The sequence below is a fragment of the Spiribacter onubensis genome (assembly GCF_040838425.1).
In the GTDB taxonomy this organism is placed as follows: Bacteria; Pseudomonadota; Gammaproteobacteria; order Nitrococcales; family Nitrococcaceae; genus Spiribacter; species Spiribacter onubensis.
This window is the reverse complement of the sequence record NZ_JBAKFI010000002.1, coordinates 377,311-391,519: the sequence shown is the minus strand read 5'-3', so window position 1 is coordinate 391,519 and position 14,209 is coordinate 377,311. Positions and strand designations below refer to the sequence as shown.

11 protein-coding genes are annotated in these 14,209 nt (G+C 65.5%); 2 read left to right on the top strand and 9 right to left on the bottom strand.

From position 1 onward, the window contains the following. The 4 genes from lpdA to hemF form a co-directional block, all read right to left on the bottom strand. Positions 1–1,779 carry a dihydrolipoyl dehydrogenase gene (gene lpdA, locus V6X63_RS05380; RefSeq protein ID WP_367978349.1) on the bottom strand — a complete coding sequence of 593 codons (1,779 nt, stop codon included), beginning with the start codon at positions 1,777–1,779 and terminating at the stop codon, positions 1–3. A gap of 20 nt (positions 1,780–1,799) precedes the next feature. Beyond that, positions 1,800–3,161: a dihydrolipoyllysine-residue acetyltransferase gene (locus V6X63_RS05375; protein ID WP_367978348.1), complete on the bottom strand. Its 1,362-nt coding sequence runs from the start codon at positions 3,159–3,161 to the stop codon at positions 1,800–1,802. Between the two features lie 29 nt (positions 3,162–3,190). Continuing rightward, complete coding sequence (gene aceE / locus V6X63_RS05370) at positions 3,191–5,872, bottom strand: pyruvate dehydrogenase (acetyl-transferring), homodimeric type (RefSeq protein WP_408022299.1); 2,682 nt, start codon at positions 5,870–5,872, stop codon at positions 3,191–3,193. A gap of 229 nt (positions 5,873–6,101) precedes the next feature. Further along, positions 6,102–7,007 (bottom strand): oxygen-dependent coproporphyrinogen oxidase, encoded by a 906-nt coding sequence (hemF, locus tag V6X63_RS05365; RefSeq protein WP_367978416.1) that lies wholly within the window; start codon positions 7,005–7,007, stop codon positions 6,102–6,104. A 162-nt stretch (positions 7,008–7,169) separates the two neighbouring features. On the opposite strand from hemF, the gene V6X63_RS05360 reads away from it, so the two are divergent. Then, the gene (locus tag V6X63_RS05360; protein WP_367967621.1) at positions 7,170–7,604 is read left to right on the top strand and encodes a molybdenum cofactor biosynthesis protein MoaE; all 435 of its coding nucleotides are present in this window, start codon (positions 7,170–7,172) and stop codon (positions 7,602–7,604) included. Further along, entirely contained in the window at positions 7,601–8,632 is a 1,032-nt protein-coding gene (gene moaA, locus V6X63_RS05355) for a GTP 3',8-cyclase MoaA (RefSeq protein ID WP_456242978.1), read from the top strand. The genes V6X63_RS05360 and moaA overlap by 4 nt, the downstream gene beginning before the upstream one ends. Positions 8,633–8,647: 15 nt before the next feature. On the opposite strand, the gene moeA is transcribed toward moaA, so the two are convergent. From moeA to V6X63_RS05330, 5 genes are read right to left on the bottom strand one after another with little or no spacing between them, the layout of a single operon-like run. Next, positions 8,648–9,877 (bottom strand): molybdopterin molybdotransferase MoeA, encoded by a 1,230-nt coding sequence (gene moeA, locus V6X63_RS05350; RefSeq protein WP_367967620.1) that lies wholly within the window; start codon positions 9,875–9,877, stop codon positions 8,648–8,650. Continuing rightward, positions 9,870–10,436, bottom strand: a complete 567-nt coding sequence (gene mobA, locus V6X63_RS05345) for a molybdenum cofactor guanylyltransferase MobA (RefSeq protein ID WP_367978347.1) — start codon at positions 10,434–10,436, stop codon at positions 9,870–9,872. The genes moeA and mobA overlap by 8 nt, the downstream gene beginning before the upstream one ends. Next, a complete protein-coding gene (yqeC, locus tag V6X63_RS05340) occupies positions 10,436–11,215 on the bottom strand; it encodes a selenium cofactor biosynthesis protein YqeC (RefSeq protein ID WP_367967616.1) in 780 nt (259 codons plus the stop codon). The genes mobA and yqeC overlap by 1 nt, the downstream gene beginning before the upstream one ends. Next, positions 11,215–11,799, bottom strand: a complete 585-nt coding sequence (locus V6X63_RS05335; protein WP_367978346.1) for an L-threonylcarbamoyladenylate synthase — start codon at positions 11,797–11,799, stop codon at positions 11,215–11,217. The genes yqeC and V6X63_RS05335 overlap by 1 nt, the downstream gene beginning before the upstream one ends. Position 11,800: 1 nt before the next feature. Next, complete coding sequence (locus V6X63_RS05330) at positions 11,801–14,206, bottom strand: DNA topoisomerase I (protein ID WP_367978345.1); 2,406 nt, start codon at positions 14,204–14,206, stop codon at positions 11,801–11,803. Between the last annotated feature and the right edge of the window lie 3 nt (positions 14,207–14,209).

The following is a 14,209-nucleotide window of genomic DNA, read 5'->3' as shown; positions in this document are numbered from 1 at the left end:
TCAGCGTTTCTTCTTGGGTATGTAGAGATCCGTGAGTGTCCCGGCGGCGGCCTCGGCAGCCATGCCGACCGTCTCCGAGAGCGTTGGATGCGGATGAATCGTCAGGCCGATGTCATGCATGTCCGCGCCCATTTCGATGGCCAGACCCGCCTCGGCGATCAGATCACCGGCGTTGGGTCCGACGATGCCGGCCCCGACAATGCGCTCGGTGCCCTTCTCGAAAATGAGTTTGGTAATGCCCTCGTCCCGGCCCAGAGATAGCGATCGGCCATTGGCGGCCCAGGGGAAGCTGCCGACCTCCACATCCAGGCCCTCGGCCTTCGCCTGCTCCTGGGTAACGCCCACCCAGGCCACCTCCGGGTCGGTGTAGGCCACCGACGGAATGACTCGGGCATCAAAGGCGCTTTTCTCGCCGGCAGCCACTTCAGCGGCGATCTTGCCCTCGTGCACGGCCTTGTGCGCGAGCATGGGCTGACCGATCAGGTCGCCGATCGCGAAGATGTGCGGCACGCTGGTGCGCATCTGCTCGTCCGCTGCGATGCAGCCGTTGTCAAGTAGCCGGACACCGGTGGACGCAATGTTGAACAGATCGGTATTGGGTCGCCGGCCGACTGACACGAGTACCCGGTCGAAGCGGTCTTCCGCCGGCGCCTTGTCGCCCTCGAAGTGGACGGTGACTCCCGAATCATCAGGCTCGAGAGCGCTCACGCGGGTTTTCAGGAAGATATTGGCATAGCGCTTGTCGATGATTTTCCGGAACGGTTTGACGATGTCCGGATCCGCGCCGGCCATGAGACGGTCAGCCAGTTCGACGACGGTAATCTCGCTGCCCAGCGCGTGGTAGACCGAGGCCATCTCCAGCCCGATGATGCCGCCACCCACCACCAGCATGCGCTTCGGCACCTCCTCGAGCTTGAGGGCGTCGGTGGAGTCCATCACCCGCGGGTGGTCGAGGTCGAATCCCGGCGGTGCAATCGGTCGGGACCCGGCGGCAATGATGACGTTACGGAAGCTGATCGCGCGTTCGCCGTCAGCGGTGTCCACCGTGACATGATGATCGTCGACGAACTGCGCCGGCCCCGTGACCACCTCGACCTTGCGCTGCTTGGCCAGTCCCTCCAGGCCGCCGGTGAGCTTGCCGACCACGCTGGATTTCCAGGCCTCGAGCTTTTGCAGGTCGATCTTAGGCTGGCCGAACTCGATACCGTGATCGGCGAAGAACTCGGCGTCATCGATGACCTTGGCCGCATGCAGAAGGGCCTTGGACGGGATGCAGCCGACGTTGAGGCAGACGCCCCCAAGGCTGGGATAGCGCTCCACCATGATGGTCTTCAGACCCAGGTCGGCGGCCCGGAAGGCAGCGCTGTAGCCACCGGGGCCCGCGCCAATCACCAGTACATCGCAGTCGGCGTCCGCCGGCGGTTCCTGACCGGCGGCAGCGGGCGCGGGCTCTGGCGCGGATGCTGGGGCGTCGGCGCGCCGGTCATCCTCCGCGGTATCCCGGTCGCCGGCTTCGCCGGCGTCCGCCTGTTCATCCCCGGCGGGGATCGCCGTGGCGATGAGATCGCCCTCGGCCACCTTGTCTCCGACGCTCACCGACAGAGATTCGATCTGACCGTCGAAGGGGGCGGGGACCTCCATGGTGGCCTTGTCGCTCTCCAGGGTGATGAGCGAGCTTTCGGCCTCGACCGTATCCCCCGGAGACACCAGCACCTCAATGATCTCGACGGCATCGAAATCGCCGATATCCGGGACCCGGATTTCCTTGGCTTGTGACATGAATCGCGGTCCTTTGAGCGTTAGAGGATGAGCCGGCGCAGGTCGCCGAGTACGCCGGCGAGGTAGCTGGTGAACCGGGCTGCAGCCGCGCCGTCGATCACCCGATGATCGTAGGAAAGACTCAGGGGCAGCATCAGTCGCGGCGTGAATTCACTGCCATTCCAGACCGGTTTCATGTCCGACCTGGAAACGCCGAGAATGGCTACCTCCGGGGCGTTGACGATGGGCGTGAAGGCCGTCCCGCCGATGCCACCCAGGCTCGAGATGCTGAATGTGCCACCCTGCATGTCCGCCGGCCCCAGCTTCCCGTCGCGGGCCTTGCCGGAGAGCTCGGCCAGGTCGCCGGCAATGTTGTAAATCCCCTTGCGATCCGCATCGCGGATGACCGGGACCACCAGCCCCTGGGGGGTGTCCACGGCGACCCCGATGTTGATGTAGTGCTTGCGGATCAGGGCCGCCCCATCACTGCGCAGTGAGCTGTTGAAGTCCGGGAACTCCGCCAGTGCCCGTGCCGATGCCTTGACCAGGAACGCCAGCGGCGTGAGTTTGACGCCGGCTTTCTCCGCCGCCGCCTTCTCGGCCTTGCGGAAGGCCTCGAGCTCGGTGATGTCCGCCTCGTCGAACTGGGTGACGTGGGGCACGTTCAGCCAGCTGCGGTGCAGATGCGGGCCCGAGAGCTTCTTGATACGGGGCAGGTCGACTTCCTCGACCTCGCCGAACTTGCTGAAGTCGACCTCCGGGATCGGCGGGATGCCCGTTCCGCCACCTGCAGCAGGCGCTCCCGCCGGGGCGGTGGCCGCGCCACCCTCCATGACGGATTTGACGAATGCCTGGACATCCTCGCGGGTGATGCGCCCCTTGGCACCGCTCCCCGATACCTGGTCCAGCGGGACGCCCAGCTCGCGGGCCAAGCGCCGTACCGACGGCCCGGCGTGGGCCAGTCGCTGCGTTTCCGCGTTCAGGGGCCTGTCAGCCGCGGTGGCCGCTGGCTGTGCCGGGCCTGTCGCCGCTGTCGGCGCCTCTGGTGCGGCGGCCGCCGGTGCCGCCTTTTCCTCCGGGGCCTCGACGGCTGATTCAGTCCCGGTGTCCACTGCCGATCCGCTGTCGCCGGCGCGCCCGGGGGCTTCGTCACCGGCGCCGTCCGTCACCTCGACCCGTGCCACGGGCGTCCCTTCAGCGACCTTGTCTCCCACCCCAATGAGCATTTCCTTCACCGTGCCGTCGACGGGTGATGGAACCTCCATGGTGGCCTTGTCGCTTTCCAGCGTAATGAGCGAGTCTTCGGCCGACACGCTGTCGCCCGGTCCGACCAGCACTTCGATGACGTCCACGGCATCGAAATCGCCGATGTCCGGAACCGTGATTTCCTTGACCTCTGCCACGCAATTTCCTCCTGCGCCCTGAGCGGTCCCTAAACCGTGGTCGGGTTAGGCGCTTCGGTGTCGATGTTGTACCTGGCGATCGCCTTGCTCACCTGCTCGGGTTTGATCGTGCCTTCGTCGGCCAGCGCCTTCAGTGCGGCGACGGTGACGTAATAGCGATCCACCTCGAAGAAGCGACGCAGGTTCTCGCGGGTGTCGGAGCGCCCATAGCCATCGGTGCCGAGCACCACATAGTGCCGGTCGAGGTAAGGACGGATCTGATCGGCATAGGAGCGCATGTAGTCCGTCGAGGCAACCGCCGGTCCCTGGTAGTCGGCAAGACACTGCTGGACGTAGGGCGTCCGCGGCTCTTCCTCGGGGTGCAGCAGGTTCCAGCGTTCGCAGTCGATACCGTCGCGGCGCAGCTCGGTGAACGACGGACAGCTCCAGATGTCGCTGTCGATCCCCCAGTCTTCCTTGAGCAGATCGGCGGCGGCAATGACCTCCATGAGGATGGTGCCCGAGCCCAGGAGCTGTACGCGTTTCTTGCCGCGTCCGCCCTTGCGGAGCAGGTACATGCCGCGACGGATGCCTTCCTCGGCGCCTTCCGGCATGGCCGGCTGATGGTAGTTCTCGTTCATCATGGTGATGTAGTAGAAGACCGACTCCTGATCTTCGTACATCCGTTTCATGCCGTCCTGAATGATGACCGCCATTTCGTAGGCGAAGGTCGGATCGTAGGAGCGGCAGTTGGGGACGGCGGCGGTCATCAGGTGACTGTGGCCATCCTCGTGCTGGAGGCCCTCGCCGTTCAGCGTGGTCCTTCCGGCGGTGCCGCCCATCAGGAAGCCCTTGGCCTGCATGTCGCCGGCGGCCCACCACAGATCGCCCACGCGCTGGTAGCCGAACATCGAGTAGTAGGCATAGAAGGGGATCATCTCGACGCCATGGTTGGCATAAGCCGTGGCCGCGGCGATCCAGCTCGACATGGCGCCGGCTTCGTTGATGCCCTCCTGGAGGATCTGGCCTTTCTTGTCCTCCCGGTAGTACATCAGCTGGTCGGCATCCTGTGGCTCGTAGAGCTGGCCCTTGGGCGAGTAGATCCCCACCTGACGGAACAGCCCTTCCATGCCGAAGGTCCGGGCCTCGTCGGGAACGATGGGCACAAGCCGCGAGGCCAGGCCCTTGTCGCGGGCAATGATTGACAGCGCCCGGACGAAGGCCATGGTGGTGGACATCTCCCGATCGCCGCTGTCCTTGAGCAGGACATCGAACGCCGAGAGTTCGGGAACCTTCAGCGGTTCGGCCGTGATCCTGCGCTCCGGCAGATAGCCACCCAGCGCTTCGCGGCGCTCGCGCAGGTACTTGATCTCCGGCGAGTCATCCGCCGGCTTGTAGAACGGCGCGTCGGCCACCTGCTCGTCCGGCACCGGAATATGAAAGCGGTCGCGGAAGTCCTTGAGGGCGTTCTCCGCCATCTTTTTCTGCTGGTGGGTGATGTTCTGGCCTTCGCCGGCCTCGCCCATGCCATAGCCCTTGACCGTCTTGGCGAGGATCACCGTGGGCTGGCCTTCATGCTCGGTGGCGACCCGGTAGGCGTTGAACACCTTGGCGGCGTCATGCCCGCCACGCTTGAGGCCCCAGATGTCCTCGTCGGACATGTTGGCGACCATGGCCCTGAGTTCCGGGTATTTGCCGAAGAAGTGCTCCCGGGTATAAGCACCGCCCTTGGCCTTGAAATTCTGGTACTCGCCGTCGACGGCCTCTTCCATGCGCTGCCGGAGCAGGCCCTGATGGTCCCTGGCGAGCAGATTGTCCCAGGCGGCGCCCCAGATCACCTTGAGGACGTTCCAGCCGGCGCCACGGAACTCGCCCTCGAGTTCCTGGATGATCTTGCCGTTGCCGCGCACCGGCCCGTCAAGGCGCTGGAGGTTGCAGTTGACGACGAAGATGAGGTTGTCGAGGCCTTCCCGGGCCGCCACACCGATGGCGCCGAGGCTCTCGGGCTCGTCCATTTCGCCGTCGCCGCAGAACACCCAGACCTTGCGATTGGAAGTATCGGCAATGCCGCGGTTGTGCAGGTACTTGAGGAATCGCGCCTGGTAGACGCCCATGATCGGGCCGAGCCCCATGGAAACCGTCGGCAGCTGCCAGAAATCCGGCATCAGCCAGGGGTGCGGATAGGATGAGAGCGGTTTGCCTTCCGTGGCGAGGTCGGCGCGGAAGTTGTTCAGGTCCTGCTCGCTCAGACGGCCCTCAAGGAAGGCGCGCGCGTAGATGCCGGGTGCTGAATGCCCCTGCATGAAGACCAGGTCGCCGCCGTGATCTTCGCTCGGCGCCCGCCAGAAGTGGTTGAAGCCGACTTCGTAGAGGGTCGCGGATGAGGCGAAGGAGGCAATGTGGCCACCGATCCCGTCCCGGTCCCGGTTGGCCTGGACCACCATGGCCATGGCATTCCATCGGATGATCGAGCGGATCCGCGACTCCAGTGCGCGGTCGCCGGGGAAGGGCTGTTCGTGGTGCGCCGGGATCGTGTTCTGGTAAGCCGTGGTGGCTTTGAAGGGGAGCTGCCCGCCGCTACGGCGGGTTGCGTCCACCAGACGTTCGAGCAGGAACTGTGCGCGCTCCGGACCCTCGTATTCAAGGACCGACTCGATGGCTTCGAGCCATTCCTGGGTTTCCTGTGGATCCGGGTCGCCGGGGCTCGGCATGGGCTTCATTCGTGCTGCCATCGCTCACCTCTCCAGTCGTCGCTGTCCGTCAGCCTAGCGGGGGCATTCTTCCCTGACCAGACCCTCGTGCAGCGTAGGTTATTGTTGCGCTGCGGAAAATCCTTTCCACCGGGGTCAGCTACGCTACCCGACCCTGACGGTCATGTCGCCCCATGATTTGAGAATCTCAGTCACATCGATATGACTATTTCCGGCTCGGCGGCGGCGGAACGCCGAATCGGGTGACGGATCAGGCCCACTCCCGGGGTCGGAGGTAATCCCGCGTCAGAGCGGCCTCGGGCGTGCCCTCGGCGGGCTGGTAGTCGTGCTCCCATCGCGCCAGGGGCGGCATGGACATGAGGATGGATTCCGTCCGGCCACCGGACTGGATACCGAATTTCGTACCGCGGTCGTAGAGCAGGTTGAACTCCACGTAGCGACCACGCCGGTAGAGCTGGAATTGACGTTCACGATCGGTGTAGGGGGTATCCCTGCGTCGCTCGACGATGGGCAGATAGGCATCGAGATACCCGTCCCCCACTGATCGCATCAGGCCGAAGGCCGATTCGAACCCGCCCCGGTCGTAGTCATCGAAGAACAGACCGCCAATGCCGCGGGCCTCGTTGCGGTGGGGCAGGTGGAAGTACTCGTCACACCAGCGCTTGAAGCGGGGATAGAGATCCTCGCCCCAGGGTGAGACCGCATCCCGGGCGACTTCATGCCAGTGTCGGCAGTCTTCGTCGAACGGATAAAAAGGCGTGAGATCGAAGCCGCCACCGAACCACCATACCGGCGGCTTGCCCTCCGCCTCGGCGAGGAAGAAGCGCACGTTGGCGTGAGAGGTCGGTACGTACGGATTGTGCGGATGCACGACCAGCGACACGCCCATGGCCTGGAATCCGCGTCCGGCCAGCTCGGGACGACGCTCGCTGGCGGTGGCCGGGAGGCCGTCGCCGAAGACATGAGAGAAGTTCACGCCGGCCTGCTCGAAGATGTTGCCACCTGTCAGTACCCGGCTCCGGCCGCCGCCGCCCGCGGCACGATCCCACGCGTCTTCGGAGAAGTTCGCGCCGTCCAGTCCGGCCAGGGCATCACAGATGCGGTCCTGAAGATCCAGCAGATAGCCTCTCACGGCAGTCGGGTCGATATCCGGCATGGGTCGTTTCATCTCTCTTCAGGGGTAGATCAATGCTACCCCGACCGGTGTCTGGACAGGCAGGGAGCGCCCCGGCATGTTGTGGGTTGAATCGCTTGATCCTGCCGATAGTCTGGAGCCTGTTGCCCCGGATGGCCAAGCCGACCGCGGAGACGGATCGCAATGACCGAACGTGTGGACAGTGCCGTTATCGATCTGGCTGAGCTGCTTGCCCGGACCGACTCGCCGGACGCCGGCGCGCTGGTGGTTTTCGGCGGTACGGTTCGGCGTCACCACGATGGCAAGGCGGTCACGGCGATTGATTATTCGGCCTATGAACCACTCGCCGAGCGCTCGCTGGCCGATGTGGAGGCGGAGGCCATGGCCCGGTTCGATATCCTCTCCTGCGCGATCCGGCATCGTACCGGCAAGCTCGAGGTGGGTGATCTGAGCGTGGTGGTCGTTGTCCGCGCGGCCCATCGTGCCGAGGCCTTCGAGGCCGGTCGCTTCGCCATCGACACCCTCAAGAAAACCGCGCCGGTATGGAAGCGCGAGGCCTACGCCGATGGAACGGAGGTGTACCTGCAGGGTGAGACGCTGCCCGGCGCAGGTGAATGACGGATATGACCGCTAAGGTATCGGATCAGCTACAGCGGCCGCTGCGCGATCTGCGCATTTCCCTGACCGATCGCTGTAATTTCCGTTGCGGCTATTGCATGCCCAGAGCGCTGTTCGGCGCGGATCATGCGTTCATGCCGCGTCGCGACCTGCTGACATTCGAGGAAATCCTGCGCCTCGCCCGTATCTTCACCACCCTGGGTGTTCGCAAACTCCGGCTGACCGGGGGCGAACCGCTCATCCGTCGCGATCTGGACAGGCTGGTCGGCATGCTGGGTGATATGGAGGGGGTCGAGGATATCAGCCTCACCACCAATGCCTCGCTGCTGACCGCTGACAAGGCACGGGCACTGAAGGCGGCGGGGCTGAACCGGGTCACGATCAGTCTGGACGGCATAGATGACGCCACCTTCCGCGCCATGAACGATGTCGGTTTCCCGGTGGCCCGGGTCCTTGAGGGCATCGAGAATGCCGAGCGGGCCGGGCTGTCACCGATCAAGATCAACATGGTGGTGCAGCGCGGGGTCAATGATCATGACATCGTCCCCATGGCCGGGCACTTTCGCGGCACGCCGCATATCGTGCGGTTCATCGAATTCATGGATGTCGGCAACAGCAACGGCTGGCGACTGGATCAGGTGCTGCCCTCGCGGGAGGTGCTGGCGCGCATCGATGCCCACTGGCCACTCGAGCCGGTATCACCGAATTACCGGGGCGAGGTCGCGACCCGCTACCGCTATCGGGATGGCGCCGGGGAAGTGGGCCTGATCAGTTCCGTGAGTCAGCCATTCTGTGGCACCTGCACCCGGGTCAGACTGTCCGCCGAGGGTAAACTCTTTACCTGTCTGTTTGCGGCTGCGGGTCACGACCTGCGTGACCGCCTGCGCACCGGTGAGAGCGACGAGGCCATCCGCGAGGCACTGATCGAGATCTGGTCACGCCGCAGCGATCGCTATTCCGAACGGCGGACCCATGAGACCCGGCCCGTGGACACGCGCCGGATCGAGATGTCCTACATCGGAGGCTGAGGCAGTCGCGCCGCCTCAGATCAGTGGGCCGGCGAATGGCTCGACGGTGACCCATTCACCCGCGGTGACGTCTCCGCTATCCGCCGGTAAAACGATGAAGCAGTCTGCCGCGCTCATTGATCGGAGCATCCCGGATCCCTGCCGACCAACGCTCTCCACCGCCAGCACACCGTCTTCCCCAACCACGATCCGGCCCCGCTGGAAGTCCTGCCGTCCCGGCTTCTTGCCCAGGTCGCTGCGGCAGGGCAGTCGGAAACGCGCCCGTGGGCGGGATGTCTCGCCGGCGAGCTGACGCAGGGCCGGCGTGACGACCTGCGTGAACGTCGCCATCACCGAGACCGGGTTGCCGGGCAGACCGAAGAACCAGGCATCGGCATAACGGCCGAAGGTCAGTGGGCGCCCGGGCTTCATGGCGAGACTCCAGAAATGTGCCTCGCCCCGTTCCTGCAGGACCTGGCCCACATAATCCGCTTCTCCCACGGAAACACCGCCGGATGTGACCACGACATCGGCCTCTGCGGCAGCGCTTGCCAGTGCCTCGCGCACGGCGGCCCGGTTGTCGGGGACCACGCCCAGGTCCAGTCGCTCGACCTGCAGCCGCGTGAGCATGCCGTAGAGACTATAGCGGTTGCTGTCGTAGATATCGCCTGCGCCGAGCGCCTCGCCGACCCCGCGAAGTTCATCTCCGGTGGAGAAAAAGGCCACACGCAGCGGTCGGAAGACGTCGACTTCCGCCCGACCCAGGGAGGCCATCACGCCGAGGTCCGCCGGCGTGATCCGACGGCCGGCGGGCAGGATGGTGTCGCCGGCCTGGAGGTCGTCCCCGGCGCGTCGGATATTCTCGCCCTCGCCGGGCCATCGCCGCAGCATGACAGTATCGCCATCGGCGTCAGTCTGCTCCTGCATGACCACCGCCGTCGCACCGGCGGGTATGACGCCGCCGGTCATGATGCGGACGCATTCGCCGGCAGCGACCTCACCGGTGAAAGGCTGGCCGGCAAAGGCTTTCCCGACGCAGCGCAGGCTGTCCGCGCCGGCGTCGTCACCGCGGACCGCGTAGCCGTCCATGGCCGAGTTGTCATGCGCCGGAACCGGCTGATCGGCCACGATGTCCCTGGCCAGCACGTGACCCAGCGCCTCCCGGATGGCGACACGGCGGTGGCCGACGACGGGCGTCAGTGTCCTGCGTAAGTGGTCCAGCGCGTCAGCGACGGTGAGCGAGGTGGTTTCACAGGGATCAGTCATGAAGCATGTCCGGCGAGTTGATGTTGATGAACATTCCCGGGTGGTCGGAGCAATCCGCCTGTCGCCAGTCCAGAGTCTGGATCCATTGGTCGACGCGCCGCCCGCCCGTCTCGAGAAAGTGGTCGAGGTTCTCACGGCAGCGCTCTCGGACGAGGGCGTGAAGTGGCTGAAGCCGTCGGCCGTCGTGTGCCACCGCGGCATCCGCCTCTCCCAGTACGCCCCAGAGGCGCTCGACACAGTATCCCCCGATGCCAGGCGTATCGCAGGGAATGACCAGCAGCTCTGTCGTCGGACACCAGTCCAGTCCCGCGGCAATTCCGGCGAGCGGGCCGGGATAGCCTGCGATCCGGTCCTCGACCACCGGGTAGCCCAGCCGCGCGTAGGCATCCGTGTTCCGATTGGCGTTGATCGCGATACGACCCACCCGGGGCGCGATGGCGGCCAGCACATGCGCCACCAGGGGGCGGCCGTCGAATTCCACCAGACCCTTATCGCGGCAGCCCATGCGAGCCCCCCGGCCGCCGGCGAGGATGATCGCACTGACCGATGGGTAGATCATCAGATGCCGGCCTCCCCGCCGCCTGATGGCTGGACAATCTCGACAACCGGCTCGGCCGCGGTCATTGATGCCAGCACGACGCGATCCGGCGGCGTCGCCGATGAGAGTGCGGTCCGGGCGGCGTCGCGTGCGTGCAGCAGCCGCCCGGCATCGTCCACCTGATTGATGACAGCGATATGGCGCGCCGTGCCGACGTGCTGTCGGTGCCCGTGTCCGTTACTGAGCAGGCATCCAATATGAGCGGCGGTGATGGGGGTGCCGATCGATATATCGAGCAGCCCGGCGAGACGTTCGGCCCGATGGGCGATGCGCTCACCAAGCGCCTGGCCGATGACCGCTGCTGAAACCACGCTGATCAGCGTGGTGCATCCCGGAACGACCACCGGCTCATCGGGGCGTGGCGCCTTGATTCCGCGCATCCTGGCGCCATCGGCCTTGATCAGCGTGACATCGAAGTTGCCGAGGCGATGCAGTTCGGCCACCTCGTCGGGGCTGAGGCCGGCAAACCGACCCGGTTTGTGCCCGGGTGCGGCAAAGGCCACCCGGCGATGGTGAATGGCGGCGGATGGCACGCTTTCCCGGAGCTCGGGTGCCGCTGCAATCAGTCGTGTGTCGACAATGCCATGGTCGGGAAGTGTCGACATCACCGTCGCGGTGAGTCCAACGCGGCCGGGATGCTCGGCGAGGATGCGATGCAGGGTGGTTTTCTTGCCTCCTGCCCCGACGGCGCAGACGATGCCGCGGCGGGCGTCGAGCGCGTCAATCAGTGAGCCGGCCATTACTTCCCTGGCTGGCCGGCCGCCGCTCGCAGTATCCGACCGGTATCGGCCTCGCGGATCTCTGAGGGGCCGCGCTGTCCGCCCAGTGGTCCGGGCAGGAACCAGTCCAGCTGGTTAGCGAAAACGCGGCGAACGCGCCAGCCGCGCCGACAGGCGGGATGGCCACTGCGGTTGGCGCTGGTGGAGACAAGTGCCATGCCCGTGGCCCGGCACAGCTCAATGACCGGGCGGTGCGCTGTTACGCGTACGGCAATAGTGGAACGTCCGCCGGTGAGCAGCGCCGGCAGTCCGGGGGCCGCTGTCATCACCCATGTGACCGGTCCGGGCCAGGACGTCAGCATGGATTCGACCACCGCTTCCCGCCTGGGCCATTGCACGAGGCCTTCCAGCTGGTCCAGACCCGCCGCGATAACGATCAAGCCCTTTTCGCTGCCCCGGCCCTTGAGCCGGATCAGGCGGGCGAGGGCCTGCGCATTGAGCGGGTCGCAACCCAGGCCCCAGACGCCTTCAGTGGGATATGCCCCGACACCGCCGGCCAGCACGACATCACGGATCCGGCGCAGACGAGGCGCGTGAAGGGCCATGTCAGCTGCCCGCGGACTGGCGCCGGCTACTGGAGCCGCCCCTGCGCTTGGTTGTCGTCTTGCGCTTGCCGCCACGGCCCTTCGGCTCCGGGGCTTCGTCGACCAGTGCCTGGCACTCGTCGCGGGTCAGGCTCTCGGCCTCGCGATCCTTCGGCACCTTCGCCCGCTTGCGACCGTCGGTCACGTAGGGGCCGAAACGGCCTTTCATTACCGTCAGCGCACCGTCATCAAAACTCTGGATGGTGCGCCTGGCAATGTTCTCCTTTTTCTCCTCGACCAGCTCGAGGGCCCGATCGCGCTCGATCGTGTAGGGATCGTCGTCTTTCTTCAGCGAAGCGAACTGATCACCGAAGCGGACGTAAGGCCCGAAGCGGCCGATGTTCACGCTCAGCGGCAGACCCTCCGGCGTGGTCCCCAGGTCGCGGGGCAGGGTGAACAGCGCCAGCGCCTCATCAAGGCCAATGGTATCGATGCTCTGTCCGGGCCGCAGACTGGCGAATCGGGGTTTTTCCTCATCCTCGCGCGTGCCGATCTGCACGAAAGGCCCGTAGCGGCCCAGTCTTGCTGTCACCGGCCGGCCACTTTCGGGGTCGGTGCCGAGTTCACGGGCTTTCATGACCTCGCCACGCGACACCTGCTGCTTTTCTTCGACCCGCTCATGGAAGGGGTCCCAGAATTCCCGCAGCACCGGGACCCACTCGCTCTCGCCGCGGGAGATCGCGTCGAGGCGGTCTTCCAGGCGGGCCGTGAATTCGTAGTCGACGTAACGGTCGAAATGCTCGGTCAGGAACTTGGTGACCACCCGGCCGGTGTCCGTCGGCTTGAATCGCCGATTCTCCAGCGTGACGTAATTGCGTGCCTGCAGAGTGGAGATGATCGAAGCGTAGGTCGACGGCCGGCCAATGCCGTACTCCTCCAGTGTGCGCACGAGGCTGGCTTCCGAGTACCGGGGCGGCGGCTCGGTGAAGTGCTGCTCAGGGCGCAATGCCAGGAGAGGGATCTGGTCCCCCTCCTCGAGTGGCGGGAGGATGCGCTCGCTGGCGTCGGCCGCCCGGTCATCACCGTCTTCCTTGTAAACGGCCATGAAGCCCGGATCCCGGATGGTCGAGCCGGTCGCCCGGAAGTTCGCCGTGCTGCCGGCCGCCAGGTCCACCGAGACGGTGTCGATGGTGGCATGAATCATCTGGCACGCCACGGTGCGCTTCCAGATCAGGTCATAGAGGCGGTACTGATCATCGCTCAGGTGGCCCTTGAGTGCCTCCGGCTGGCGCTCGGGATCGGTAGGCCGGATGCCCTCATGCGCCTCCTGGGCGTTCTTCGCGCGGGTCCGGTACTGATTGGGTGTGGCTGGTAGCTTGTCCTTGCCGAAGCGGGCCTCGATCAGGCTGCGCAGGCCCTGGATGGCCTCCTGGGAGAGATTCACCGAGTCGGTTCGCATGTAGGTGATCAGGCCGACCGTGCCATTGCCGGTGTCCACCCCTTCATAGAGCTGCTGGGCAATCCGCATGGTCTGCTGGGCGGAGAAGCGCAGCTTTCGGGAGGCTTCCTGCTGCAGTGTCGAGGTGATGAAGGGCGCCGCCGGGTTGCGCCGCCGCTGCTTTTTCTCGACCCGGGTGACGCGCAGTTCGCCCCGGGCGCCCTCGCCCAGAGCCTCGCCCGGTGCTGCCGAGGCGTCGGCGCCCGCGGCCTCGAGAATCCGCCGTGAGGCAGACTCGGCCGTTTCGCTGTTGTTGATCGTGAACTGCTCGACTTTATCGCCGTCCAGCTGATGGAGCCGTCCGGTGAAATCCGTGCCGGCCCGATTCAGATCGGCCTCAATGCTCCAGTACTCCCGCGGAACGAAGGCCTCGATCTCTTTCTCGCGCTCGACGATCATGCGCAGCGCCGGCGACTGGACGCGCCCTGCGGAAAGCCCGCTGGTGATCTTGCGCCAGAGCAAGGGCGAGAGGTTGAAGCCCACCAGGTAATCCAGCGCCCGCCGCGCCTGTTGGGCATCGACCAGGTCGCCCGACAGGCCGCGCGGGTGCTCGATGGCATCACGGATGGCATCGCGGGTGATCTCGTAGAAGACCACCCGGTGCACTGGCTTGTCACTGAGTACGCCGCGCTCACGCAGCAGCTCCAGCAGATGCCAGGAGATGGCCTCGCCCTCCCGATCCGGGTCAGTGGCGAGGTAGACCGAGTCCGCTTTGCGGGTGGCCTTGGCGATGGCGTCCACCTGTTTGGCGTTGCGCTCCACCAAGCTGTAGTGCATTGCGAAGTCGTGAGACGGATCGACCGCCCCTTCCTTCGCGATCAGGTCGCGCACATGGCCATAGGAGGCCATGACCTCGAAGTCATTGCCGAGGTATTTGTTGATTGTGCGCGCCTTCGCGGGCGATTCGACGATAACGAGGTGATGGGCCATGTA